Origin of the sequence: Enterobacter sp. BIDMC 26 (genome assembly GCF_000534435.1) — a bacterium.
GTDB lineage: Bacteria > Pseudomonadota > Gammaproteobacteria > Enterobacterales > Enterobacteriaceae > Enterobacter > Enterobacter ludwigii.
In genome coordinates this window covers 2,923,603-2,948,449 of the sequence record NZ_KI973182.1, presented here as the reverse complement: position 1 = coordinate 2,948,449, position 24,847 = coordinate 2,923,603, and the positions used below count along the sequence as shown (strand labels likewise).

Sequence of the window (24,847 nt, the reverse complement as noted above, 5' to 3'; positions counted from 1 at the left end):
GCGGGATCTCAGCCAGAATGACGCTACACCAGGCTCTCTTTATCAATCCCGAGACGTTTCATGCGCGAGAGCAGCGTGGTGCGTTTTAGCCCCAGTCGCTGGGCGGCACCTTTCGGTCCGGCCACGACACCGTTAGTTTCTTTCAGCACGCGCATGATCAGCTGATATTCGTCTTCACCTTCCTGCGCCACGTCGGTGGCTGTAACCGGTGTTTCAGGCAGGGAAACTTCGGGCAGGGAGAGTTGCAGTACGTTACCGCGCGTCAGCAATACCGCACGTTCAATGACGTTTTCCAGTTCACGGACGTTACCCGGCCACTCCATCGAGGAGAGGGTACGTAGCGTCTCGGCGGGGATACTGTCGATGTTGCGGCCCATCCGGCGGGCTATTTTGGCGGTAAACGCTTTGACCAGCAGAGGGATATCTTCCGGCCGTTCACGCAGGGGCGGCAGGCAGATTGGGAAGACGTTCAGGCGATAATAGAGGTCGCTTCGAAACTCGCGGTCGGCGACCATTTTTTTCAGATCGCGGTTGGTGGCGGCAATGAGCCGGACGTCAGTCTGGATAAGTTTGTTACTGCCAAGACGTTCAAACTCCTGCTCCTGCAGGACGCGAAGCAGTTTGGGCTGCAGCTCCAGAGGCATGTCGCCCACTTCATCAAGGAACAACGAGCTTTTGTCCGCCAGCTCGAAACGACCCAGGCGCTGGCTGCTGGCACCGGTAAACGCGCCGCGTTCGTGGCCAAAGAGATCGCTTTCCAGCAGGCCTGCGGGCATAGCGGCGCAGTTCATCTTCACCATGCGGCGGCTGTTACGGTTGCTGAGGTTGTGGATCGCACGGGCAATCAGCTCTTTACCGGTGCCGGTTTCACCGAGGATCAGCACCGTACTGTCACTTTGCGCCACCATCTCCACCTGTTTCAGTACGCTGTACATGGCATCGCTGCGGCCGATGATTTCGCCAAACTCGCTGTCCACGTTGTTAAGCTGTTCCGTCAGCGCCAGGTTTTCATCCACCAGCCGTTCTTTCAGACGGTGGATCTCCTGATAGGCCAGCGCGTTATCCAGTGCGATGGAGATACGCTCGGCAATCTGGCGCAACAGTTTCAGGTTGGCGGTGGTAAAGACGCCCTCTTCACACTGCGCCAGCTTCAGGACACCAAGCATAGTATTGCCGGACATCAGCGGCAGCAGGCACAGCGTCTGGATTTTATTCCCCCAGGTGTTAAACAGCATCCGCTCATAAGGCGCGAGCGCATCCTGCTCGTTGAGGTTGAGCAGCAGGATCTCTTTGCTTTTAAATACCCGCTCAGAGAGCGTGCCCGCCTCATCCACTTCACTCTGTTCGTGGGCGGGGTTTGCCTCATCAAGATAGTGGGTGGAGTAGATGTTCAGCTTGCCTTTCCGGTGCCCCCGGAGCGCAATACTGATGGCGTCGATTTTGAAATAGTGGTGGATCTCTTTTGAGACTTCGCTGACCAGCTCATCCATATCGAGGCGCGAAAGCACCGCGTTGGTGATGGCCACCAGGATCCGGAAATTGTCACGTTCGCGGCTCAGCAGGTCGTAATCCACATTATTGGTGACGCGGCTTTGAATTTGCTCCGCGACCACGGCCACAATCTGGGTGAAGGTGTGCAGACGCTCGTATTCCGCCTCGCTCCACGGCTGGTCGGTGTGACGAATAAACTCGCAGCCGCCGAAGATATGCCCTTCCACCGCCAGTGGCAGCAGGCTGTAATGGCCGAAAGGCGGGTATAACTGACTCTGCGCCAGCATCGGCCACGCCTCGCGGAATTCCTCAAAATTGCAGTGCAGCGCCTCCGGGCGGGAAAGAATACGCCGGACAGGACCATGAGCGAGGTAGGTTTCATCCTCGTACTCAAACGCTTTGCCATTGTCGCGCGTTGAATAGTAGCTCGCGCGATGGCTTGCGCTATGCCAGAGCACAATTGCGGCGCTGTCTGCCAGCGCTGATTGCCTGACCAGCCGCGTCAGGGCATCGCTCAGCGCGCCAAGATCGGGCTGCTGTAAAAGTGTGCGCGTAATGTCAAACAGGCCCTGCTGTCCAAGATCGCTCATCGGTGTATACGGCATATTGCTTTCCAATAGAAACTGGCAAAAAAGAGAAAGTCAGTGCTGACCGCTTTTGGCGCGGTTCTAGCAAATGCGGGGTAAAGGTTCCGCGTGCGGCAGATCCAGCGTCCGCTTGACGCCATACAACCCGGTCAGGCGTACCCCTTTGCGCTCAACCACTTCACCAACCAGCGCGGCCTCTTTCCCGAAAGGATGTGCCCGCAGCTGTTCAAGTACGGATTCGGCCGCCGCGCGCTCCACGCCAATGACCAGCTTGCCTTCATTTGCAAAGTTTAGCGGGTCGAGCCCGAGGAGTTCGCACAAGCCGCGAACGGCAGGCTTAACGGGCAGCGCGCGTTCAGTGAGTTCGATACCCAGACCGCAGCGCGCCGCGAACTCATGTACCACGGCGTTAACCCCGCCGCGGGTCGCATCGCGCAGGGCTTTCACGCCTGGAAGGGAACGCAGGGTCTGGATAAGCGGAGTCAGTACCGCGCAATCACTGCGTAATTCTCCGTCCAGCCCCAGGCCTTCACGCAGGTTCAGGATCGTCGCCCCGTGGCAGCCCAGCGATCCGCTGACGATCAGCACGTCGCCGACGGCAAGCTGCTGCGCGCCCCAGTGAATGTCGGCAGGGATCGCCCCCATGCCGGCGGTATTGATGAACAGTTTGTCGGCTGCGCCACGCTGGACCACTTTGGTGTCGCCGGTGACGATGGCGATACCCGCCTCGCGTGCCGTGTGCGCCATGCTGCTGACGACCGCAGAGAGCGTCTCCATCGGCAGCCCCTCTTCAAGGATAAAGCCGCAGGAGAGAAAGCGCGGAACAGCACCGCTGACGGCCACGTCGTTTGCCGTACCGCAGACCGCGAGCTTGCCGATATCGCCGCCCGGGAAGAACAGCGGGTCAATCACGTAGCTGTCGGTGGAAAAGGCCAGCCTGTCGCCCTGCGCGGTCAGGGTGGAGAGGTCAATGCGGGCCTGATCCTCCTGCTCCGCCAGCCAGGGGTTATCAAACGCGTCCATAAACAGACGGTTAATCAGCTGCTGCATCGCCAGGCCGCCGCTGCCGTGTGCCATTTCAACCGTATTCATGCTTCAGACTCCTGATTGCGATACTGATACCACGCGGCACACGCCCCTTCGGAAGAGACCATCAGCGCGCCAAAAGCCGTTTGCGGGTTACAGGTGTTGCCAAATAACGGGCAGTGATGGGGTTTGCATTTGCCGGTGAGCACTTCGCCACAGCGGGCCCGCGGGTCGTCACACACCTGTTGCGGCTGCGGGCGGAAGTGGGCTTCGGCGTCGAACGACCGGTAGGCTGGCGTCAGGCGCACGCCGGACTCAGCAATCAGCCCCAGACCACGCCATTCGCTGTCGCCCTCGACGCTAAATACCTCGGCTATCGCCTGCTGGGCCACCACATTTCCACTGTCGGGGACGACACGGCGGTACTGATTTTCTACTGCACTCTGGGCTGCTATTTTCTGCTCAACCAGCATGGTCACGCCTTGCAGTAGATCAAGAGGTTCGAAACCAGCCACCACTAAAGGCCGTTCGAACTGTTCAGCGATAAAGCCGTAGGCCGCCGTCCCGATAACCATGCTGACATGGCCCGGCGCCAGAAAAGCGTCAATTCCGTTGTCCGGCTCTTCAAGCAGGCTGCGTAAAGTCGGGATGAGCGTAATGTGCTGGCAAAAAAAGAAAAAGTTATCAATGTCGCGGGCTTTGGCCTGCTGCAGCGTGATGGCCGTGGCGGGCATAGTGGTTTCAAAACCAAGCCCGAAAAAGACGACCTTGCGACCGGGGTTATGGGTGGCCAGCGTCAGGGCGTCCATCGGCGAGTACACGATCCTGATATCCGCGCCCTGGGCTTTTGCCTGCAGCAGCGAGCCGTTTTTGCCCGGCACGCGCATCGCATCGCCAAAGGTACAGAAAATCACGTCAGGCTGGTGGGCTATCTCAAGGCAGGCGTCGATGCGTCCCATCGGCAGGACGCACACCGGGCAGCCGGGGCCATGGATAAACTCGATGTTTTCCGGCAGAAGCTGGTCGAGGCCAAATTTAAAGATGGCATGCGTATGCCCGCCGCAGACTTCCATAATACGCAGCGGCTTTTCGGCGGTATAGCTCAGCCGTGCCGCCCGTGTTTTCAGATGTTCAATCAGCTGCATCACCTGCTCAGGCGCGCGATATTCATCAACGTAGCGCATGGTTTACCGCTCCTCGCCGTACAGCAATGCCCCGACGTCCGGCTCCACGTCGAACATATTCTGAAGGGCATCGAGCGTGTCTCGGGCCTCCGTTTCGTTGATGATGCTCATGGCAAACCCCACGTGCACTAGCACCCACTGACCGAGGCGTGAGGCGCCGGTTTCGTCGGTGCTGCCGACGAGCGTCAGGTCGACGTCGCGCAATATGCCGCACACCTCAACGCGGGCCTGATTCCCGTCAATGGCGTGAATTTGTCCGGGGACGCCTATGCACATCGTTCGCTCTCCAGCCAGTTTAGCCAGGCGTCCATCCCATCGCCGCGGGTGGCGGATACCAGCATAATGTCAATATCCGGGTTCACTTCACGGGCATAGGCCATGCATTTATCCACGTCGAAATTCAGGTACGGCAGCAGGTCAACTTTGTTCAGCAACATCAGCGAAGCGGCGGCAAACATATGCGGATATTTAAGCGGCTTGTCTTCACCTTCGGTCACCGAGAGCACCGCGACCTTATGTCGCTCACCGAGATCGAAGCTGGCCGGACAGACCAGGTTGCCCACGTTCTCAATAAACAGGATGCCGTTGTCCGCCAGCGGCAAGCGCGGCGTGGCGTCGGCAATCATTTGTGCATCCAGATGGCAGCCTTTACCCGTATTAACCTGAATGGCGGGCGTGCCGGTTTCGCGAATACGCGCGGCGTCGTTCACCGTCTGCTGATCGCCTTCGATCACCGCGCAGGAGATGCGTCCGTTCAGGCGGTGGAGCGTTTGTGTCAGCAGCGTGGTTTTGCCGGAGCCGGGGCTGGAGACCAGGTTCAGGACCAGCTGTTTACGCGTGGCAAAGCGGGCGCGGTTGCGTGCTGCAATCTGGTTGTTTTTATCCAGAACGTTGATTTCCACCTCCAGCATCTGACGCTGGCTGAGCCCCGGCGCGTGGGTACCGGCGACGCCATGCCCGTAATGCAGGTCGCCCGCACCGGAGTGTCGGGGGGCGAAGGTGATACCGGTTATTGCCGCTGCAGGACGAGGGGCAGGTGAAAAGGGTGCGGAGCGAAACGCGGCGTGAGGACGGTGTTCATCCCCTTCTATATACAGGTTGCCTTCAGCGCAACCGCAGGTACTACACATATTTTACTCCTTCTCGATTTCGAGACGTTGGATCTGCATGCCGTCATCCGCCACGATGCGAAGCTCGCTGCTCTGGCACTGCGGACAGCGCTGAACCTTCGATGAAAGCAGAGTGACGTATTGCTGACACTGCGCGCACCAGCACTCCGCCTGCTGTTCTTCAATATGAAGTTCACAGCCTTCCGCCAGCGTGCCGCGGCACACCAGCTCAAAGCAGAAGGTCAGGGCGCTGGTTTCAACGCAGGAAAAGGCCCCGACCTGTAGCCAGACACCGGTGACGCGTTTTGCATTGTTTGCCCGCGCCTGCTGTTCAATTAACTCGACGGCCCGCTGGCAGAGGGTGATTTCGTGCATGACGCCTCCTCAATGAATTGCCCCGATAATGCAATAACGGTGCCAGCTTGATTTTTGTTAAGGCGTGACGATGTCAATGCTGTCGAAATGACACGTCGACACGGCGCGATTGACACGCTTCTTTTGATTAAAATAGTTAAAAATCAATGCATTAAAAACTGGCATGGAATCTGCTTAATAGCCGCTATCTCCATTAACCGGATACCTTTTATGACTATTTGGGAAATTAGCGAAAAAGCGGATTACATTGCGCAGCGCCATCAGCAGTTACAGGAGCAGTGGCACCTTTACTGCAACTCTCTGGTTCAGGGCATCACCCTGTCAAAAGCCCGTCTTCACCACGCCATGAGCTGTGCAGCGCAGGGGGATATGCGCTTTGTGCTCTTTGGCCATTTCACGATAAACGTCACCCTGGCCGACACCTTCAACAGCCACACCATCGAGTACTACGTCGAAACACAAGAAGGTGAAAAACAGTGTATTGCGAAGGCGCAGCTGATGGCCGACGGGATGGTCGATGGTCACGTCAGTAACCGCGATCGCCAGCAGGTGCTGGAGCACTATCTGGAAAAAATCGCGCCGGTTTATAACGGCCTGTACGCCGCTGTTGAACACGATCTCCCGGTCAACCTGAAACAGCTGATGGATGGAAATACCTCAGCGAACGTGGCCTGACCATTGCGTGTCGAGAAGTGTCGACAAGACAGTTTTTCGTCAAAAATGACTATCACCAGAGGATGACCCGGTGAACCGTTTTGTAATTGCTGACTCGACGGTCTGTATTGGCTGTCGAACCTGTGAGGCGGCCTGTTCGGAAACGCACCGTCAGCACGGGCTACAGTCCATGCCGCGCCTGCGCGTCATGCGTAATGAAAAAGAGTCTGCGCCGCAGCTCTGCCACCACTGTGAAGATGCCCCCTGCGCGGGAGTCTGTCCTGTTAATGCCATCACCCGTGTCGTGGGGGCGGTGCAGCTGAATGAAAGTCTGTGCGTGAGCTGCAAACTGTGCGGCATTGCCTGCCCGTTCGGTGCGATTGAATTTTCCGGCAGCCGTCCGCTGCATATCCCGGCGAATGCCAACTCCCCGAAAGCGCCGCCAGCGCCACCTGCGCCGGCGAAGGTGAGCACGCTGCTTGACTGGGTTCCCGGCGTGCGTGCCGTTGCGGTCAAATGCGACCTGTGCAGCTTTGATGAACAAGGGCCAGCCTGTGTGCGCACCTGCCCGACGAAGGCGCTGATTCTGGTCAATATTCGCGACATCGTTCGCACCAGTAAACGTAAGCGTGAGCTGACCATTAACAGTGATTTCGGCGATCTTTCTCTGCTTCAGGCGCTGAACGAGGGGGCGAAATGAACGCGGTGATGATGATTACCAGCGCGGTGGCCTATTTTGCCGCCGCCGCTGTGTTGGCCTTGATCTTCTCTTTCCATAAAACCCTGAGCGGCTGGATAGCCGGTATCGGCGGGGCGGTTGGCAGCGTGATGACGCTGCTGGCTGGTGGCCTCGTATTAACAGGCGGACAATCTGTCGAAGCGGTGATGCCGCTGATACGGCACACCGTTGAAATTACGCCGCTGAATGCCATCTGGCTGGTGACCTTTGGTCTGTGCGGCGTGTTTATCAGCCTGTTTAATATTGACTGGCACCGCCATCAGCACACTCAGCCCAACGGTCTGCTGGTCAATCTGCTGATGGCCGCGGCGGTCTGTACCGTGACTGCCAGCAACCTCGGCGCGCTGGTGGTGATGGCCGAGATCATGGCGCTGTGCGGCGTATTCCTTACGGGCTGTAGCACCTCCGGCAAACTGTGGTTTGCGCTGGGGCGTCTTGGCACGTTGCTGCTGGCACTGGCCTGCTGGCTGGTGTGGCAGCGCTTCGGCACGCTGGACTTCTCCGTCCTTAACGGTCAGTGGCTGGGGAATGATGTCTGGCTCCTTGGCGTGATCGGCTTTGGCCTGCTGGCCGGGATTATCCCGCTGCACGGCTGGGTGCCACAGGCACATGCACATGCCTCCGCGCCTGCCGCAGCGCTCTTCTCGACGGTTGTCATGAAGGTGGGTCTGTTCGGCATTCTGACGATAACGCTCACCGGTGGGCAGCCACCGCTGTGGTGGGGCGTTGTGCTGCTGGTCGCCGGGATGATCACCGCCTTCGTCGGCGGCCTGTACGCCCTGATGGAGCACAATATCCAGCGTTTGCTGGCGTACCACACCCTTGAGAACATCGGCATTATCCTGCTGGGTATTGGCGCAGGCGTTACCGGGCTGGCGCTCAATCAACCGGCGCTGATTGCGGCCGGCTTTATCGGCGGCCTGTATCACCTGATCAACCACAGCCTGTTTAAAAGCACCCTGTTCCTCGGGGCCGGTAGCGTCTGGTTCCGCACCGGTCATCGCGATATCGAAAAACTCGGCGGCATCGGCAAAAAAATGCCCGTTATCTCTCTGTGCATGCTGGTGGGGCTGATGGCAATGGCTGCGCTGCCGCCGCTGAACGGCTTTGCCGGCGAGTGGGTTATCTATCAGTCCTTCTTCGCACTCGGTCAGAGCGAGGTGTTTATCGCCCGGTTGCTCGGCCCGCTGCTGGCGGTTGGGCTGGCGATAACCGGTGCGCTGGCGGTGATGTGTATGGCTAAAGTTTACGGCGTGACCTTCCTGGGTGCACCGCGCACGCGTGAGGCCGAAAACGCCTGCTGTGCACCGGCATTGATGGGGGCGAGCGTTGTCGCGCTGGCGCTGTGCTGCATCGCGGGCGGGGTGGCCGCCCCGTGGCTTCTGCCGCTGCTGGGTAACGCCATTCCTCTGCCGCTCACCACGGCGCATACCACGGTGTCCCAGCCGATGATTGCGCTGCTGCTGATTGCCGCGCCGCTGCTGCCGTTCATGCTGATGCTGTTCTTCAGACGCGACCGTCTCTCCTCCCGCGCACGCGGTACCGCCTGGGCTTGCGGTTACGCACACGATCAATCCATGGTGATCACAGCGCACGGCTTTGCCATGCCGGTCAAAGAGAACTTTGCCGCGATGCTGAAACTGCGGGACTGGCTTAACCCGGTGGGGTGGGTGCCGGGCTGGCAGAGCGCTGCCGTGCCCGTGCTGTTCCGCCGACTGGCGTTGATCGAACTGGCGGTACTGGTTGTGATTGTGATTTCACGAGGAGCCTGACATGAGTCTGTTACTGGCAATACTTCAGGCGCTGGTGCTATTTGCCATGGCGCCGTTGCTCTCCGGGGTGAGCCGCGTGGCGCGTGCCCGGATGCATAACCGTCGCGGGCCTGGTGTACTCCAGGAGTACCGTGATTTGTTCAAGCTGATGGGACGTCAGAGCGTTTCCCCGGACGCGGCAGGATGGGTCTTTCGCCTGACACCGTTTGTGCTGGCTGGCGTCATGCTCACCATCGCCACGGCGTTACCGGTCGTCACCGTCGGGTCGCCACTGCCGGTGCTGGGCGATCTCATTACGCTTATCTACCTCTTCGCCATCGCGCGCTTCTTCTTCGCGATTGCCGGCCTCGATACCGGCAGCCCGTTTACCGGGATTGGTGCCAGCCGCGAGGCCATGCTCGGCGTGCTGGTTGAGCCGATCCTGCTGCTCGGCCTGTGGGTCGCCGCGCAGGTCGCGGGGTCAACCCATATCAGCTTTATCACTCATACCGTGTATCACTGGCCCGTGGACCGTTCCCTTCCGTTGCTTTTGGCGCTCTGCGCCTGCGCATTCGCGACGTTTATCGAGATGGGCAAACTGCCGTTCGACCTCGCGGAAGCGGAGCAGGAGCTGCAGGAAGGTCCGTTGACCGAGTACAGCGGTTACGGCTTTGCGGTGCTGAAATGGGGCATCAGCCTCAAACAACTGGTGGTGCTGCAGATGTTTGTCGGTGTCTTCTTCCCGTGGGGGCAGATGACGCACTTTTCCGCGGCCGGCCTGGTGCTGGCGGTGGTCGTTGCCGCGCTCAAGCTGTTTGTCGGCGTGCTGGTGATTGCCCTGTTTGAGAACAGCATGGCGCGTCTGCGTTTTGTGGCGACGTCGCGCATCACCTGGGCCGGTTTTGGTTTTGCATTTTTAGCGTTCGTCTCCTTGCTGGTGGCGTGATTAAAGAGAGTTTTTATGTCTGAAGAAAAGAAAGGTCAGCAGTATCTCGCCGCGTTGCACCAGGCCTTCCCGGGCGTGGTGCTGGAGGAGTCCTGGCAAACCAAAGACCAGATAACGGTGACCGTGAAAGTGAACTACCTGCCGGAAGTGGTGGAGTTTCTCTACTACCAGCAGGGTGGCTGGCTGTCAGTGTTGTTCGGCAACGACGAGCGTCAGCTGTGCGGAAACTATGCGGTTTACTACGTGATGTCGATGGAGCAGGGCGAGAAGTGCTGGCTCACCGTGCGTGTCGAAGTGGATCCCAACAAACCGGAATACCCGTCTGTCACCCCGCGCGTGCCCGCCGCCGTCTGGGGCGAGCGTGAAGTGCGCGATATGTATGGTCTGGTCCCGGTTGGGCTTCCGGATGAGCGCCGTCTGGTACTGCCGGATGACTGGCCAGACGAACTCTATCCCCTGCGTAAAGACAGCATGGATTACCGTCAGCGTCCGGCTCCGACCACCGACAGCGAGACTTACGCGTTCATCAATGAGCTCGGCAGCAAAAAGAACAACGTGGTGCCGATAGGCCCGCTACACGTCACGTCTGACGAGCCGGGCCACTTCCGCCTGTTTGTCGACGGCGAGAATATTATTGATGCCGACTACCGCCTGTTCTACGTCCATCGCGGGATGGAAAAGCTGGCGGAAACCCGGATGGGATATAACGAAGTGACGTTCCTCTCTGACCGCGTGTGCGGCATCTGCGGGTTTGCCCACAGTACCGCCTACACCACCTCGGTGGAGAACGGCATGGGGATTGTGGTGCCGGAACGCGCGCAGATGATCCGCGCCATCCTGCTGGAAGTGGAGCGTCTGCACTCGCACCTGCTGAACCTCGGTCTGGCCTGTCACTTTGTCGGTTTTGACTCCGGCTTTATGCAGTTTTTCCGCGTACGTGAAGCCTCCATGAAGATGGCGGAGATCCTGACCGGGGCGCGTAAAACATACGGTCTGAACCTAATCGGCGGGATTCGTCGCGATCTGCTGAAAGATGACATGATCCAGACCCGCCAGCTGGCGCAGCAGATGCGTCGCGACGTTCAGGAGCTGGTGGATATGCTGCTCAGCACGCCGAACATTGAGCAGCGTACCGTCGGTATTGGCCGACTGGATCCGCAAATCGCCCGCGATTTCAGTAACGTTGGCCCCATGGTTCGCGCCAGCGGCCACGCCCGCGATACCCGCGCCGATCATCCGTTCGTCGGCTACGGCCTGCTGCCTATGACCGTGCACAGCGAGCAGGGCTGCGACGTTATTTCGCGTCTGAAGGTGCGTATCAACGAGGTCTTCACCGCGCTGAACATGATCGACTTCGGTCTGGATAATCTGCCGGGCGGTCCGCTGATGGTCGAGGGCTTCACCTACATTCCAAACCGCTTCGCGCTGGGGTTTGCCGAAGCCCCGCGTGGAGACGATATCCACTGGAGCATGACCGGTGACAACCAGAAGCTCTACCGCTGGCGCTGCCGTGCGGCAACCTACGCCAACTGGCCAACCCTGCGCTACATGCTGCGCGGCAATACGGTATCCGATGCGCCGCTGATCATTGGCAGCCTCGATCCGTGCTACTCCTGCACCGACCGCATGACGGTGGTGGATGTGCGCAAGAAGAAAAGCCAGGTAGTGCCGTACAAAGAGCTGGAGCGCTACAGCATCGAGCGTAAGAACTCGCCGCTGAAATAGGGGATTTTGTGCAGGCTGATGCCCTCACCCTGACCCTCTTTTTGATGAGAGATCCGGGGTGCGGAGCACAGGCAGCACATAAGCAGGAGTCAACATGTTTACCTTCATTAAAAAAGTGATCAAAACCGGCACGGTGACCAGCCGCTATCCGCTGGAGCCGATGCCGGTCGATAAAAACTTTCGCGGCAAGCCGGAGCACAACCCGCAGCAGTGCATCGGCTGTGCTGCCTGCGTTAACGCCTGCCCGTCAAATGCCCTGACGGTGGAAACCGATCTGAAAACGGGCGAGCTGGCCTGGCAGTTCAACCTCGGGCGCTGCATTTTCTGCGGCCGCTGCGAGGAAGTTTGCCCGACGGTGGCGATCCGTCTTTCGCAGGAGTACGAGCTGGCGGTCTGGAAGAAAGAGGATTTTCTGCAGCAGTCGCGTTTCGCGCTCTGCAACTGCCGTGTCTGCAAACGCCCGTTTGCCGTACAAAAAGAGATCGACTACGCCATCGCGCTGTTGCAGCACAACGGTGATGCCCGCGCGGAGCATCATCGCGAAAGCTTTGAAACCTGCCCGGACTGCAAACGGCAGAAATGCCTGCTGCCGTCGGACCGCATCGATATTACCCGTCATATGAGAGAGGCCAGCTGATGGAAAACCTGATCGGCCCACGCGACGCTAACGGCATTCCGGTGCCGATGACGGTGGAGGAATCCATCGCCAGCATGAAGGCCTCGCTGCTGAAAAACATTAAACGTTCGGCCTATGTGTACCGCGTGGACTGCGGCGGCTGCAACGGCTGTGAGATTGAGATCTTTGCCACGCTGTCGCCCCTGTTCGACGCCGAACGCTTCGGTATTAAAGTGGTGCCTTCACCGCGTCATGCGGACATTTTGCTGTTTACCGGTGCCGTTACCCGTGCCATGAGATCGCCAGCATTGCGTGCCTGGCAGTCCGCACCGGATCCAAAAATCTGTATCTCTTACGGTGCCTGCGGCAACAGCGGCGGTATCTTCCATGACCTGTACTGCGTCTGGGGCGGCACCGATAAAATTGTTCCGGTGGATGTCTACATTCCCGGTTGTCCGCCAACGCCTGCGGCCACGCTGTACGGTTTTGCCATGGCGCTCGGGCTGCTGGAGCAGAAAATACATGCCCGTGAACCGGGTGAACGCGACAACCAACCTGCCGCAATTCTGCACCCGGATATGGTGCAGCCGCTGCGCGTGAAGGTCGATCGCACGGCGCGCCGGCTCGCGGGGTATCGCTATGGGCGCCAGATTGCCGACGATTATCTGCGTCTGCTGAGCCAGGGCGATCATCAGGTCACGCGCTGGCTGGAGGCGGAAAACGATCCCCGTCTTAATGAGATCGTCGCGAACCTGAATCAGGTGGTGGAAGAGGCGCGTATCCGATGAGTGAAACGGTGGTGTTCAGTCAGCTGAGCCGTAAGTTTATTGATGAGAACGATGCCACGCCGGATGCGGCGCAGCAGGTGGTCTATTACAGCCTGGCCATTGGGCATCACCTCGGGGTGATAGATTGTCTCGAAACGGCATTAAGCTGCCCGTGGCCTGACTATCTGGCGTGGATCGCCACGCTGGAGGAGGGCAGTACGGCGCGCCGCAAAATGGAGGGTGTGCCGAAGTACGGTGAGATCGTTATCGACGCCAACCATATTGCGATGCTCGCCAGTGCCTTCGACGCCGCGCTGAGCGTGCAAACCCCGCAGCAGCAGGCCTGGAGCAAAATTTTGCTCAGCATGCTGCATGATATTCATCAGGAGAGTGCCATCTACCTGATGGTGAGGAGATTACGTGACTGATGTTTTACTGTGTGTCGGCAACAGCATGATGGGCGACGACGGCGCGGGCCCGCTGCTTGCACAAATGTGTGCCGCGCATCCGCAGGGCGAATGGGTGGTTATTGACGGCGGCAGCGCGCCGGAAAACGATGTGGTGGCGATCCGTGAGCTGCACCCGGACAGGCTGCTGATTGTGGATGCAACCGATATGGGACTTAATCCGGGGGAAACCCGCCTGATTGATCCGGATGACATCGCCGAGATGTTTATGATGACCACCCACAATATGCCGCTGAACTATCTGGTCGATCAGATTAAAGACGATGTGGGAGAGGTATTGTTTCTGGGCATTCAGCCGGACATCGTTGGGTTTTATTATCCGATGACGCCGCCGGTGAAAGAGGCCGTCGAAGAGGTTTACTCCCGGCTTGCCGGATGGCGTGGGGACGGCGGTTTTTCCCGACTGTGAGCAGTGCCGGGTGGTGGTAGCTTCCACCCGGCCTGGACACCTCCTCGCCCGCATCCTGTGGGAGAGGGCGGAGGAGAGAGCAACAGCCTACGCCAGATCCGCGCCGTTACTTGCAATGACCTTCTTATACCACCAGAACGATTTCTTACGCGTTCTGTTCAGCGTACCGTTGCCCGCGTCATCGCGGTCAACATAGACAAACCCGTAGCGTTTGCTCATCTCGCCCGTGGATGCGGCCACCAGGTCAATACAGCCCCAGGTGGTGTAGCCCATCAGCGGCACACCGTCTTCTATGGCATCGCCCATCGCACGAATATGTTCGCGCAGGTAGCTGATACGGTAGTCGTCATTAATCTCACCGTGTTCATCCATGACGTCTTTCGCGCCGAGGCCGTTTTCCACCAGGAACAGCGGCTTCTGATAGCGGTCGTACATCATGTTCATGGTGATGCGCAGCCCCAGTGGGTCGATACCCCAGCCCCATTCGCTGACCTGGATGTGCGGGTTGCGCAGGGATTTCACGATATTCGCCGCATTGGTATTACTGGCGTTCATGTCCGCCGACGCGCAGCGCGAGGCGTAATAGCTGAACGACACAAAATCGACGGTGTTTTTCAGCAGTTCATCGTCGCCAGGGTCTTTGACAATCACCACCCCTTTTTCGCGGAACACGCGGGCAGAATAGGCCGGGTAGCTGCCGCGCGCCTGCACGTCGATAAAGAACAGGTTTTCGCGGTCCTTTTCCAGCGCCATCCACACGTCTTCCGGTTTGCAGGAGTAGGGGGAGAAGTTGCCGCCGGCCAGCATACAGCCGACCTGGTTTTCCGGGTTCACCTCATGGGCGATTTTGGTCGCCAGGGCGCTTGCCACCAGTTCGTGATGCGCGGCCTGATATTTTACCTGATCTTCGTTCTCACCCTCTTCAAACACCAGCCCCGCGCCGGAGAACGGGCTGTGTAGCATGATATTGATTTCGTTGAAGGTGAGCCAGTATTTCACCAGACCGTTAAATTCTTCGAAACAGGTACGGGCATAGCGGGCGAAGAAATCGACCATCTTGCGGTTGCGCCAGGATCCATACTCCGTGACCAGATGCATCGGTACGTCGAAATGGCACAGGGTGACCAACGGTTCGATGTTGTATTTTTTGCACTCTTCGAACACTGCGCGGTAGAAGGCAATCCCCTCTTTATTGGGCAGCGGCTCATCGCCGTTCGGGTAGAGGCGGCTCCAGGCAATTGAGGTACGAAATACCGTAAAGCCCATCTCCGCCATCAGGGCGATGTCTTCTTTGTAGCGATGGTAAAAATCAATCGCCTCGTGGCTCGGGTAAAACTCGTCGTCACGCAACGTAAAACGTTTTTCCTTACCGACCTTCACCGCCAGACGATTCGCGCCGTGGGGGATCATATCGACCGTCGTCAGTCCTTTGCCGCCTTCACGGTAAGCCCCTTCACTCTGGTTGGCGGCAAGCGCGCCGCCCCATAAAAATCCTTGTGGAAAAACAGACATCTTTACCTCGCTATAAATTTAGACTTGTGCTGCTTTGGCCTGAACCGGAGCGCTCTGCAGGGCGCGTGCTTTCTCAGCGTCGTCTTCGACCGGGATATCTTCAAAACCTAAAATCAGGGTCAGAACAAACGAGAGCACAACCGCCAGCGCCATGACCCCGAATACCCAGACGATGGTCATTGGGTTGGCCGGATCGAAGAACTGTACGCTGGTAAACAGCCCCGGCGCCGCCATTGAATGGCTGGCAAGACCGGCTATGCCAGCCACTGCCCCGCAGATGAAGCCGCTGATAAGGCTCGCAATCAGCGGGCGTTTCAGGCGTACCGCCACACCATAGAGGGCAGGTTCTGAAATGCCTGCCATGATGGCAGAAGCCGCTGCCGCCAGCGCCGTCTGGCGCAGTTCCGGGTTTTTCGTTTTCCATGCCACCGCCAGCGATGAACCGCCGAGCGACAGGTTGGCTCCGATTTCCGACGGCATAACCATTCCCTCTTTGCCCGTCTCGGCAATGGTCTGAATGATCGTCGGCGTAAATACGCGGTGCATCCCGGTCATCACCAGCAGCGGCCAGAGGGCGCCCATAATGGCCACGGAGAGCCAGCCCAGATAGCCGTGAATAGTGTAGACCAGCGCTGAAATCGCGCTCCCGATCCAGATCCCGAGCGGCCCTATCAGCACAATGGCGAGCGGGGCGGCAATCAGAACGATCAGCATCGGTTTAAGGAAGTTTTTCGTGACCGCCGGCGTAATACGATCAACCCAGCGTTCGATGTACGACAGGCACCAGGTCATCACCAGCGCCGGGATGACCGTGTAGGTGTATTTCACTGCCGTCACCGGAATAAAGGCGAATTCAACGTGCTCGCCCTGTGCGGCTTTCGCCATCAGTTCGATAAAGCCCGGGTGTACCAGCACGCCCGCGATGGCAATCGCCAGCGACATGTTGGTTTTGAATTTCACTGCGGCAGAGGCGGCGACCATCAGCGGCAGGAAGAAGAACGCGCCATCGCCAATCAGCGTCAGAAGGGTGAGCGTCGGTGCTCCTTTTTCCAGCGCGCCGGTCATCTCCAGGATCATTGCCAGCAGTTTGACCATTGAACCGCCGATGATCGCCGGGATCAGCGGTGACATGGTGCCGATCAGCGCATCGAGGATCCCGGCACCGATGCGGCGCAGGGTCATTTTCTGCGGGCCTTCCGGTACGGCAGGCTGCAGGTCGGTGGGCAGCAGGCTTACCACTTCGCGGTAGGCCTGAGACACGGTGTTGCCAATGATCACCTGGCACTGGTTGTCGTTGCGGACCACGCCGAGCACGCCGTTAATGCTTTTCAGGCGCGGGGCATCGGTGAGGCTTTCGTCTTTGAGGACGAAACGCAGTCGCGTCATGCAGTGGGTGACGGCGACGATGTTGTCTCTGCCGCCGAGCGCGCTGACAACGTTATTCGCCAGCGCAGCGTAATTTTTGGCCATCGGATGTAATCCTGTTATCGTTGTGAGAAATGTAGGAAACCGGTTCCACATAATCATCAATAGTTTCTTTGAATGAAACAAGATCACATTTTGTACATTTTTTCATTTCGTGACGATGATCACCTGGAGGGGTAGAAAGCGTGATATCGCCGCTGCGACAATTTTTCTGCAGTGCAGTACACTGCGCGCTGGTAGTTTCAAACGGAAGATTACGATGACCACGATGCTTGAAGTCGCGAAGCGGGCAGGCGTTTCGAAAGCGACGGTTTCCAGGGTATTGTCGGGCAATGGCTACGTCAGCCAGGAGACCAAAGACCGGGTGTTTCAGGCGATTGAAGAGAGCGGCTATCGCCCGAATTTGCTGGCACGAAATCTGGCGACCAAACGTACCCAGACGCTGGGTCTGGTGGTCACCAACACCCTTTATCACGGCGTCTATTTTAGCGAACTGCTCTTTCACGCCGCCCGCATGACGGAAGAGAAAGGGCGGCAGCTGATCCTGGCGGACGGTAAGCACAGTGCGGATGAAGAGCGCGAGGCCATTCAGTATTTGCTCGATATGCGCTGTGACGCGGTGATCATTTACCCGCGTTTCCTGAGCGTGGATGAGATGGACGACATCGTTGAGAAATGCGAACAGCCGATTATGGTCCTTAACCGCCGCTTACGGAAAAACAGCAGTCACAGCGTCTGGTCAGATCATAAAGCCTCCTGCCAGGACGCCGTGTCGCAGCTGATTCAGAAAGGGCACCGGGAGATTGCGTTTATCACCGGTTCGCTGGATTCCCCCACGGGCGTTGAGCGTCTCTCGGGCTACAAAGACGCCCTGGCACAGCACCAGATCCCGCTGCGCCCGTCGCTGATTGCGCAGGGGAAATGGAACCCGGCCAGCGGTGCGGCAGCGGTGTCTGAGCTGCTTTCGCGCGGTGAAACCTTTTCGGCGCTGGTGGCGAGTAATGACGATATGGCGATTGGGGCCATGAAACAGCTGCACGAGTGCGGGATCGCCACCCCGGATGTCGTGTCGGTGATTGGCTTTGACGATGTGGCCATCGCCCCCTACATCGTCCCCTCGCTCTCCAGCGTGCGCATTCCGGTGACGGAGATGATCAAAGAGACCATTAGCCGCCTGATCTTCCTGCTGGATGGCGGTGAGTTTAAGTACCAGCAAACCTTCTCCGGCGAGCTTATCCTGCGTGACTCGGTTATTGACGGGCCTCACCGCTGATGTCGACAGCTGTCATCGTCAGAAGTGACGATGACAGCCCTGCTGTCATTTTATAAACCGCAGAAAATCAACAGGTTAATAATTGGCACGGTTTATGTATATCTCCGCGCAGGACTGTAATGCTGGAGAAGCAGATGAACCGTTTTATTATGGCCGATGCCAGTAAATGCATTGGCTGCCGTACCTGTGAAGTGGCGTGTGTGGTTTCCCATCAGGCGGAGCAGGATTGCGCGTCGCTCACCCCTGATACCTTTTTACCGCGGATCCACGTCATTAAAGGCGTGAATATCTCCACTGCCGCTATCTGTCGCCAGTGTGAGGATGCGCCGTGCGCTAACGTCTGCCCAAACGGGGCCATCAAACGTGAGAAAGGATTCGTGCATGTGATGCAGGAGCGCTGCATCGGCTGCAAAACCTGTGTGGTTGCCTGCCCGTACGGTGCGATGGAAGTCGTGGTGCGTCCGGTTGTGCGCAACAGCGGCATGGGGCTGAGCGTGCGCGCGGAAAAAGCGGAAGCCAATAAATGCGACCTCTGCTACCACCGTGATGCCGGCCCGGCCTGTATGGAGGCCTGCCCGACGCACGCCCTGGTCTGCGTGGATCGCGACAAGCTTGAGCAGATGAGCGCGGAAAAACGCCGTCGTGCCGCGTTCGACACGTCATCGTCACTGCTGTTTTAAGTCGCGATGGGCGATAACGGCGTACAGTTGCGGGTGCGCGGCAAGGTGCAGGGGGTAGGGTTTCGTCCCTTCGTCTGGCAGCTGGCGCATCAGCTACAGCTGACGGGTGACGTTTGTAATGACGGAGAGGGCGTGCTGGTGCGTCTCGCGGGTAATGGGGGGGCCTTTACCGCGAGGCTGCATCAGGACTGCCCACCGCTGGCACGTATCGATGCTGTCGACAGCCAGCCGTTCACCTGGGCAACGGTGCCGCAGGCGTTCACCATTCGCCATAGCGCGGGCGGAGCGATGGACACCCAGATTGTGCCGGATGCCGCTACCTGCCCGGCGTGCCTGGCTGAAATGCGCGATCCCCGAGCGCGGCGTTATCGCTATCCGTTTATCAACTGTACCCATTGCGGTCCCCGTTTTACCATCATCCGCGCCATGCCCTATGACCGCCCGGCCACGTCAATGGCGGCTTTTCCCCTCTGTGAGCCGTGTGAAACCGAGTACCGCAATCCCGCTGACCGCCGTTTTCACGCGCAGCCGGTAGCCTGTCCGGATTGTGGACCCGAGCTGGAATGGCGCGCGGGCGAGACCGTTGCCACCCGCGAGTCTGCGCTGAGTGCGGCGGTCCACATGCTCAAAAATGGCGGGATTGTCGCCATCAAAGGGCTGGGCGGTTTTCACCTTGCCTGTGACGCGTCCAACGCGCAGGCGGTGGCAACCCTGCGGGCGCGCAAACAGCGCCCGATGAAGCCACTGGCGGTCATGATCCCGCAGGCGGAGGGAGTGCCGGAATCAGTGCAAACGCTGCTGCGCTCGCCTGCAGCGCCCATCGTGCTCACGCCAAAAGCATGGTGTCCTCCGCTTCCTGACGCGATCGCGCCAGGGCTGGACACCGTTGGACTGATGCTGCCCGCTAACCCACTACAGCATGTGCTGATGATGGACTGTCAGCGCCCGCTGGTGATGACCTCCGGCAACCTCAGCGGGCGTCCGCCGGCCATCACCTGCCAGCAGGCACTGGATGAACTGGGCGACATCGCTGACGGATTCCTGCTGCACAACCGCGACATCCTGCAGCGTATGGATGATTCCGTGGTGGATCAGGACGGTATGCTGCTGCGTCGCGCGCGCGGTTTTGTGCCGGATGCCATCACGCTGCCCGCCGGTTTCAGCGCTGTCCCGGCGATGGTGTGCACCGGTGCTGATATGAAAAATACCTTCTGTCTGGTGCGCGGTAACCAGGCGGTACTGAGTCAGCACTTTGGCGATCTGAGTGACGACGGTGTCGAGGCCCAGTGGCGTTCTGCGCTGTCGATGATGCAGCAGATCTATGCGTTTCAGCCGCAGCGCGTGGTATGCGACGCCCATCCGGGCTATCACGCCCGACAGTGGGCGCAAGCCCAGGCTTTGCCGATCGACACCGTGCTTCACCACCACGCTCACGCGGCGGCATGCATGGCAGAAAACGGCTGGCCGCTTGAGGGCGGAGATGTCATTGCCCTGACGCTGGATGGGATCGGCATGGGCGAAAACGGCGCGCTGTGGGGCGGGGAGTGCCTGCGGGTAAGCTATCTCGACTGCGAACGTCTGGGCGGTCTGCCTGCGGTTGCGCTGCCGGGCGGGGACAGGGCTGCCATGCAGCCGTGGCGCAATTTACTCGCCCATTGCCTGGCGTTTGTGCCGGACTGGCAGCAGTACCCGGAAACGCGTGACGTTCAGCGGCAAAACTGGCCGCTGCTGGCTACGGCCATTCAGCGCGGTTTAAACGCGCCGCTGGCCTCATCCTGCGGCCGTCTGTTCGACGCGGTGGCCTGCGCGCTCGGCATCATCACGTCAGAAACCCAGAGCTATGAAGGTGAGGCCGCCTGCCGGCTTGAAGCGCTGGCCGCGCAGTGCCACGACGTTCAACATCCGGTTACGCTTCAGGCTGATAACCTTACGCGCTTCTGGCAACAGTGGCTGAACTGGCAGGCGGAACCCTGCGAGCGGGCATGGGCGTTTCACGATGCGCTGGCGAAAGGGCTGGCGGAGCTTGTCACCTCCCATGCCCGGCGACTGGGGCTTTCCACCGTATGCTTCAGCGGCGGCGTGTTACATAACCGTCTGCTGCGCGCGCGACTGCACCATTACCTCTCAGACTTCACGCTGCTTTTTCCTCATCATCTGCCGTCAGGTGACGGCGCTATCTCCTTCGGGCAGGCGGTGGTTGCTGCCGCCCGGTCATGTTCACAAAGGATGTAAAATGTTACGACTCTTACGCAATGAACCCCGCGCGGCGTTTCTGCTGCTGGCTCTGGTAATGGCTAATCTTCTGGCATGGGGCTGGGCATGGCAAACCTTCAGCGGCAGTACGGCGCTGATGGCCGCCAGCCTGCTGGCCTGGTGTTATGGACTCCGTCATGCGGTGGATGCCGACCACATCGCGGCCATTGATACCGTCACGCGTAAGATGATGCAGCAGGGTAAACGCCCTTCCGGCGTGGGGGCGTGGTTCTCTCTGGGACACTCCACCATTGTGGTGCTGGCCTCCATTGCCATTGCGGCCACCGCCACGGCGTTTCAGAAGAATATGGCATGGTTTCATGAAACCGGCAGCCTGATTGGCACCGCCGTTTCTGCAACATTTCTGCTGGCGATGGCGATGGTCAATCTGGTGATTTTGCGCGGCGTTTGGCGTAATTTTCAGGCGCTGAAGAACGGTCAGGTCACGCGTGACGATATCCCGCTTCCGGCATCAGGCGGAGTCATGAACTGGCTGTTTGGCGCAACGTTCCGCCTGGTGAACAAGAGCTGGCAGATGTACCTGGTCGGTTTCCTGTTTGGTCTGGGGTTTGATACCGCGACGGAAATCGGTGTGCTTGGGATTTCAGCCGCCAGCGCATCAAACGGGATGTCAGTCTGGTCCATCATGATCTTCCCGGCGCTGTTTGCCAGCGGTATGGCGCTGGTCGATACCCTCGACAATCTGCTGATGGTCGGCGCTTACGGCTGGGCGTTTAACAAGCCGCAGCGCAAGCTTTACTACAACATGACCATCACCGGTACCTCCGTGGTGGTGGCGCTGTTTATCGGCGGGCTGGAAGCTCTGGGTCTGTTGATGGATAAGTTTGCCCTCAGCGGAGGCCTCTGGGATCGCATTGGCGCAGTTAATGACAACCTCGGTAACGCCGGGTTCGTGGTGGTCGGGCTGTTCGTTGCCTGCTGGCTGATTTCCATGATCAACTATCGCTGGCGCGGCTACGATGCGCTTGTCGTGCGTTCCTGACGCGGCGTCTGAACATCATTGTCGTTATCTGGCTAAACGACGTTGAAAAAAAAGCCCCGGGACATCGGGGCTGTGGACCATAAAATCCAAAGGTTACGTTAGCGTGGCAGGCGAATCAGCGTTAAGCGGGTAATGATTTCAGCAGAGTGAAAGCCTCTTTCATCCGGTCTTCGCTCACCACAAAGGCGCGCATCTGTCCTTCGCTGTCGCACCCACGAGCCACCATTCCCTGAGGTTCAATGGTGAGTTGCCAGTGCAGGTCCGGACGCTCGGTTTCGCCTGCCAGGTGTAGCGGGAGCGCTGGCGTTTTTACTTTTACCAGCATGGCGGGTAATTTCAGTGGCGCACTGCCGCCAGACAGGTTTTTCGCGAGGTACATGGCGCTCAGTTGAATGGGCTGCAGGAAGGGCAGGACCTGTCCGTTAATTTCAGCGCAGTCACCCAGGGCGTAAATATCGGGCTGCGTGGTTTGTAGGTAGCTATTTACCTTCACGCCACGGCCTGTTTCCGCGCCGGCGCGATGCGCCAGCGCCGTTTCCGGACGCAGGCCCGTGGCGGCAACCACCACATCCACCTCAACGCTGCGGCTGCGGTCGAGCGTTGCATGAATCCCACTCCCGGTTTTCTTCAGGCTTTGCAGCTGGGATTTCAGCAGCAGATGTACGCCCATATCGGTCAGACGATGCTGTAAGCGACTACTTACTTCTGCAGGCATCAGCGCCGACAAAATGCTTGCCGCATGGTCGACCAGGGTGACGGATTTACCCGCCCGGTTAAAATCCATCGCCAGCTCTGTGCCAATCAACCCTGCGCCGACAATCATCACCCGCTTCGCGTCACGCAGCAGGGTTTCACTGGCCTGATACGCCTGCTGGCTGTTGAGGGTGATCATCAGTTCCCGGCCTTCCACCGGCGGCACAAAAGCAGACGCCCCTGTCGCCAGTACCAGCTTGTCGTATTGCCAGGTTTTGTCTTTTGCTTTCACCACATGGGCGGCGGCGTCGATATCGGTTATCCAGGTGTGCGGAAATAACCGCAGACTAAACTGTTCCGCGAACGCCCCCGCGGTCTGGCGGGTGAGGTCTTCGGCTCGCTGATTCTGGCTGATAACGTGGCTTAAATCAGGCTTGTTGTACTCGTCCATGCTGTCGGCGGCAATGAGCGTCAACGGCACGCTGGCGTCTTGTTTGCGAATGTTTTTCACCAGCTGGCGGGCGGCAAAGCCCGAGCCGATGATAACGATACCGTGGTTCATTGTGCCTCCGTCGCCAGTTCGTCAAAGACCTCTTTTCCCAGGGAACATTCCGGGCAGAGGAAATTGTCCGGCACGTCGCACCAGGGTGTACCGGGGGCAACATCCTGCAGCGGCTCGCCCTGTGCCGGGTCGTAAATCCACTGGCAGACACTGCACTGCATGCGAGGGCCAACGTCAGCGACCGCTGCGGCGCAGGCTTGTTGCGGCGCGGGGTTTTTGGCGTTCATGTCGGGGAGCGGCGCGAGCGCCCACTGACGCGCAATGTCACGGCCATGCTGGCGGCACAATTCAAGCGCGTCGATGTCCGGACGCCATTTCGCCTTCAGGCTCATGGACATCTCAAAACCGGCATCCTGCAAACGCGTGGAGAGCCGGTCTACTGCGCCGCCGCTCCAGCCGTGGGAGCCAAATGCACTGGCCCGTTTATTACGAAAGCGCAGGCCGGTCATCTCTTCCACAAGGCCCGCAATTTTCGGCATCATCACGTTGTTCATCGTGGAGGTGCCCACCAGCACGCCCTTGGAGCGGAAGACGTTGGTCAGGATCTCGTTTTTATCGCTACGCGCCACGTTGAAGATTTTCACCGCCACGTTCGGGTCGACTTCGTTAATACCCTGCGCAATGGCGTCCGCCATCATGCGGGTATTATTAGACATGGTGTCGTAGAAAAGCGTGATACGGTCTTCCTGGTAATCCGCGGCCCATTTGAGGTACAGCTCCACGATCTGGTTGGGGTTTTCGCGCCACACCACGCCGTGAGAGGTGGCAATCATATCCACGGGCAGGTTAAAGCCGAGGATTTCGGTGATTTTTGGCGTCACCAGACGGCTGAACGGCGTCAGGATATTGGCGTAGTAGCGCTGACATTGTTCGAATAGCTCGGTTTGATCCACTTCATCGTTGAACAGGCGCTCGTCACAATAGTGCTGGCCGAAGGCATCGTTGCTGAACAGCACCGCATCGCCGGTCATGTAGGTCATCATACTGTCGGGCCAGTGCAGCATCGGGGTTTCAACGAAGATCAGCTGTTTGCCGTTGCCGATATCCAGCGTGTCGCCGGTTTTGACGGTGTGGAAATTCCACTCCGGGTGGTGGTGATGGCCGTTAATCGAGTCGATGGCGTTGGTGGTGCAGTAAATCGGGGTGTCGGGAATGCAGGACATTAACTCGGTCAGCGCCCCGGCATGATCCTCTTCCGCATGGTTAATGATGATGTAGTCGATATCCGCAAGATCGATTTCACTGCGCAGATTTTGCACGAACTCCCGGCTGAATTTGTGATCGACGGTATCGATGAGCACGTTTTTGCCTTCACGGATGAGATAGCTGTTGTAGCTGCTGCCGCGCAGCGTTTTGTACTCCGTTCCGTGGAAGTCACGCACTTCCCAGTCACGTTGGCCAACCCAATGAATGTTATTTTTAACCAGAATAGACATAGCAACCTCAATTAATACGGCGTTTTTCAAATAAGATGACTAGCCTTTATCAAGTTGCGTGCCAGTTTTTCATGTTGCTGTTTTTTATGGTTTTTAAATTTTATTACTCGTAATGGGTAGTCAATATGACTATCTTATTTATGGTCATTGTGACAATATGAATG

The 24,847-nt window shown here is 58.5% G+C and carries 23 protein-coding genes; 13 read left to right on the top strand and 10 right to left on the bottom strand.

Annotated features, from left to right (window positions below):
• Window positions 1-23: 23 nt before the first annotated feature.
• The 6 genes from flhA to hypA all read right to left on the bottom strand — a co-directional run bounded on the left by flhA (window position 24) and on the right by hypA (window position 5,772).
• Entirely contained in the window at window positions 24-2,096 is a 2,073-nt protein-coding gene (flhA, locus tag L462_RS09515; protein WP_020883827.1) for a formate hydrogenlyase transcriptional activator FlhA, read from the bottom strand.
• A 63-nt stretch (window positions 2,097-2,159) separates the two neighbouring features.
• On the bottom strand, window positions 2,160-3,170 hold the full coding sequence (hypE, locus tag L462_RS09520; protein ID WP_032678856.1) for a hydrogenase expression/formation protein HypE: 1,011 nt from the start codon (window positions 3,168-3,170) through the stop codon (window positions 2,160-2,162).
• Window positions 3,167-4,288 carry a hydrogenase formation protein HypD gene (gene hypD / locus L462_RS09525; RefSeq protein ID WP_032678855.1) on the bottom strand — a complete coding sequence of 374 codons (1,122 nt, stop codon included), beginning with the start codon at window positions 4,286-4,288 and terminating at the stop codon, window positions 3,167-3,169. The genes hypE and hypD overlap by 4 nt, the downstream gene beginning before the upstream one ends.
• A 3-nt stretch (window positions 4,289-4,291) precedes the next feature.
• Window positions 4,292-4,564: a HypC/HybG/HupF family hydrogenase formation chaperone gene (locus L462_RS09530; protein WP_032678854.1), complete on the bottom strand. Its 273-nt coding sequence runs from the start codon at window positions 4,562-4,564 to the stop codon at window positions 4,292-4,294.
• Window positions 4,555-5,418, bottom strand: a complete 864-nt coding sequence (gene hypB / locus L462_RS09535; protein ID WP_032678853.1) for a hydrogenase nickel incorporation protein HypB — start codon at window positions 5,416-5,418, stop codon at window positions 4,555-4,557. Before hypB ends, L462_RS09530 begins: the two co-directional genes overlap by 10 nt.
• A gap of 3 nt (window positions 5,419-5,421) precedes the next feature.
• A complete protein-coding gene (hypA, locus tag L462_RS09540) occupies window positions 5,422-5,772 on the bottom strand; it encodes a hydrogenase maturation nickel metallochaperone HypA (RefSeq protein WP_014171370.1) in 351 nt (116 codons plus the stop codon).
• A 210-nt stretch (window positions 5,773-5,982) separates the two neighbouring features.
• On the opposite strand from hypA, the gene hycA reads away from it, so the two are divergent.
• From hycA to hycI, 9 genes are all read left to right on the top strand, one after another.
• Window positions 5,983-6,447: a formate hydrogenlyase regulator HycA gene (gene hycA, locus L462_RS09545; protein WP_032678852.1), complete on the top strand. Its 465-nt coding sequence runs from the start codon at window positions 5,983-5,985 to the stop codon at window positions 6,445-6,447.
• Window positions 6,448-6,517: 70 nt separating this feature from the next.
• Window positions 6,518-7,126 (top strand): 4Fe-4S dicluster domain-containing protein, encoded by a 609-nt coding sequence (locus L462_RS09550; protein ID WP_032678850.1) that lies wholly within the window; start codon window positions 6,518-6,520, stop codon window positions 7,124-7,126.
• Window positions 7,123-8,937, top strand: a complete 1,815-nt coding sequence (gene hycC, locus L462_RS09555) for a formate hydrogenlyase subunit 3 (RefSeq protein WP_032678848.1) — start codon at window positions 7,123-7,125, stop codon at window positions 8,935-8,937. Before L462_RS09550 ends, hycC begins: the two co-directional genes overlap by 4 nt.
• A gap of 1 nt (window position 8,938) precedes the next feature.
• Window positions 8,939-9,862, top strand: coding sequence for a respiratory chain complex I subunit 1 family protein (locus tag L462_RS09560; protein WP_032678847.1), 924 nt, complete (start codon window positions 8,939-8,941; stop codon window positions 9,860-9,862).
• Between the two features lie 15 nt (window positions 9,863-9,877).
• Entirely contained in the window at window positions 9,878-11,587 is a 1,710-nt protein-coding gene (hycE, locus tag L462_RS09565) for a formate hydrogenlyase subunit HycE (RefSeq protein ID WP_020883834.1), read from the top strand.
• Window positions 11,588-11,681: 94 nt separating this feature from the next.
• The gene (locus L462_RS09570; protein ID WP_014171363.1) at window positions 11,682-12,224 is read left to right on the top strand and encodes a formate hydrogenlyase complex iron-sulfur subunit; all 543 of its coding nucleotides are present in this window, start codon (window positions 11,682-11,684) and stop codon (window positions 12,222-12,224) included.
• Window positions 12,224-12,991: an NADH-quinone oxidoreductase subunit B family protein gene (locus L462_RS09575; protein WP_032678846.1), complete on the top strand. Its 768-nt coding sequence runs from the start codon at window positions 12,224-12,226 to the stop codon at window positions 12,989-12,991. The genes L462_RS09570 and L462_RS09575 overlap by 1 nt, the downstream gene beginning before the upstream one ends.
• Window positions 12,988-13,398 carry a formate hydrogenlyase maturation HycH family protein gene (locus tag L462_RS09580; protein WP_020883837.1) on the top strand — a complete coding sequence of 137 codons (411 nt, stop codon included), beginning with the start codon at window positions 12,988-12,990 and terminating at the stop codon, window positions 13,396-13,398. Before L462_RS09575 ends, L462_RS09580 begins: the two co-directional genes overlap by 4 nt.
• Window positions 13,391-13,846, top strand: a complete 456-nt coding sequence (gene hycI, locus L462_RS09585) for a hydrogenase maturation peptidase HycI (RefSeq protein WP_014171360.1) — start codon at window positions 13,391-13,393, stop codon at window positions 13,844-13,846. Before L462_RS09580 ends, hycI begins: the two co-directional genes overlap by 8 nt.
• A gap of 87 nt (window positions 13,847-13,933) precedes the next feature.
• On the opposite strand, the gene L462_RS09590 is transcribed toward hycI, so the two are convergent.
• Both L462_RS09590 and ascF read right to left on the bottom strand, forming a co-directional pair.
• Window positions 13,934-15,358, bottom strand: coding sequence for a 6-phospho-beta-glucosidase (locus tag L462_RS09590; RefSeq protein WP_032678845.1), 1,425 nt, complete (start codon window positions 15,356-15,358; stop codon window positions 13,934-13,936).
• A gap of 18 nt (window positions 15,359-15,376) precedes the next feature.
• Complete coding sequence (gene ascF, locus L462_RS09595; RefSeq protein ID WP_032678844.1) at window positions 15,377-16,828, bottom strand: PTS cellobiose/arbutin/salicin transporter subunit IIBC; 1,452 nt, start codon at window positions 16,826-16,828, stop codon at window positions 15,377-15,379.
• 214 nt (window positions 16,829-17,042) lie between these two features.
• Between ascF and L462_RS09600 the strand changes: the two genes are divergently transcribed.
• The 4 genes from L462_RS09600 (at window position 17,043) to L462_RS09615 (ending at window position 21,992) form a co-directional block, all read left to right on the top strand.
• Window positions 17,043-18,056 (top strand): LacI family DNA-binding transcriptional regulator, encoded by a 1,014-nt coding sequence (locus L462_RS09600; protein ID WP_032678843.1) that lies wholly within the window; start codon window positions 17,043-17,045, stop codon window positions 18,054-18,056.
• Between the two features lie 134 nt (window positions 18,057-18,190).
• Window positions 18,191-18,736: an electron transport protein HydN gene (gene hydN / locus L462_RS09605; protein ID WP_023308960.1), complete on the top strand. Its 546-nt coding sequence runs from the start codon at window positions 18,191-18,193 to the stop codon at window positions 18,734-18,736.
• Between the two features lie 6 nt (window positions 18,737-18,742).
• Window positions 18,743-20,968 (top strand): carbamoyltransferase HypF, encoded by a 2,226-nt coding sequence (gene hypF, locus L462_RS09610; RefSeq protein ID WP_032678842.1) that lies wholly within the window; start codon window positions 18,743-18,745, stop codon window positions 20,966-20,968.
• A gap of 1 nt (window position 20,969) precedes the next feature.
• On the top strand, window positions 20,970-21,992 hold the full coding sequence (locus L462_RS09615; protein ID WP_032678841.1) for a HoxN/HupN/NixA family nickel/cobalt transporter: 1,023 nt from the start codon (window positions 20,970-20,972) through the stop codon (window positions 21,990-21,992).
• Between the two features lie 121 nt (window positions 21,993-22,113).
• Here the strand turns inward: L462_RS09615 and norW are convergent, their stop codons facing one another.
• Together norW and norV are read right to left on the bottom strand one after the other, a co-directional pair.
• On the bottom strand, window positions 22,114-23,247 hold the full coding sequence (gene norW, locus L462_RS09620; RefSeq protein WP_032678840.1) for an NADH:flavorubredoxin reductase NorW: 1,134 nt from the start codon (window positions 23,245-23,247) through the stop codon (window positions 22,114-22,116).
• A complete protein-coding gene (norV, locus tag L462_RS09625; RefSeq protein WP_032678839.1) occupies window positions 23,244-24,683 on the bottom strand; it encodes an anaerobic nitric oxide reductase flavorubredoxin in 1,440 nt (479 codons plus the stop codon). Before norV ends, norW begins: the two co-directional genes overlap by 4 nt.
• Between the last annotated feature and the right edge of the window lie 164 nt (window positions 24,684-24,847).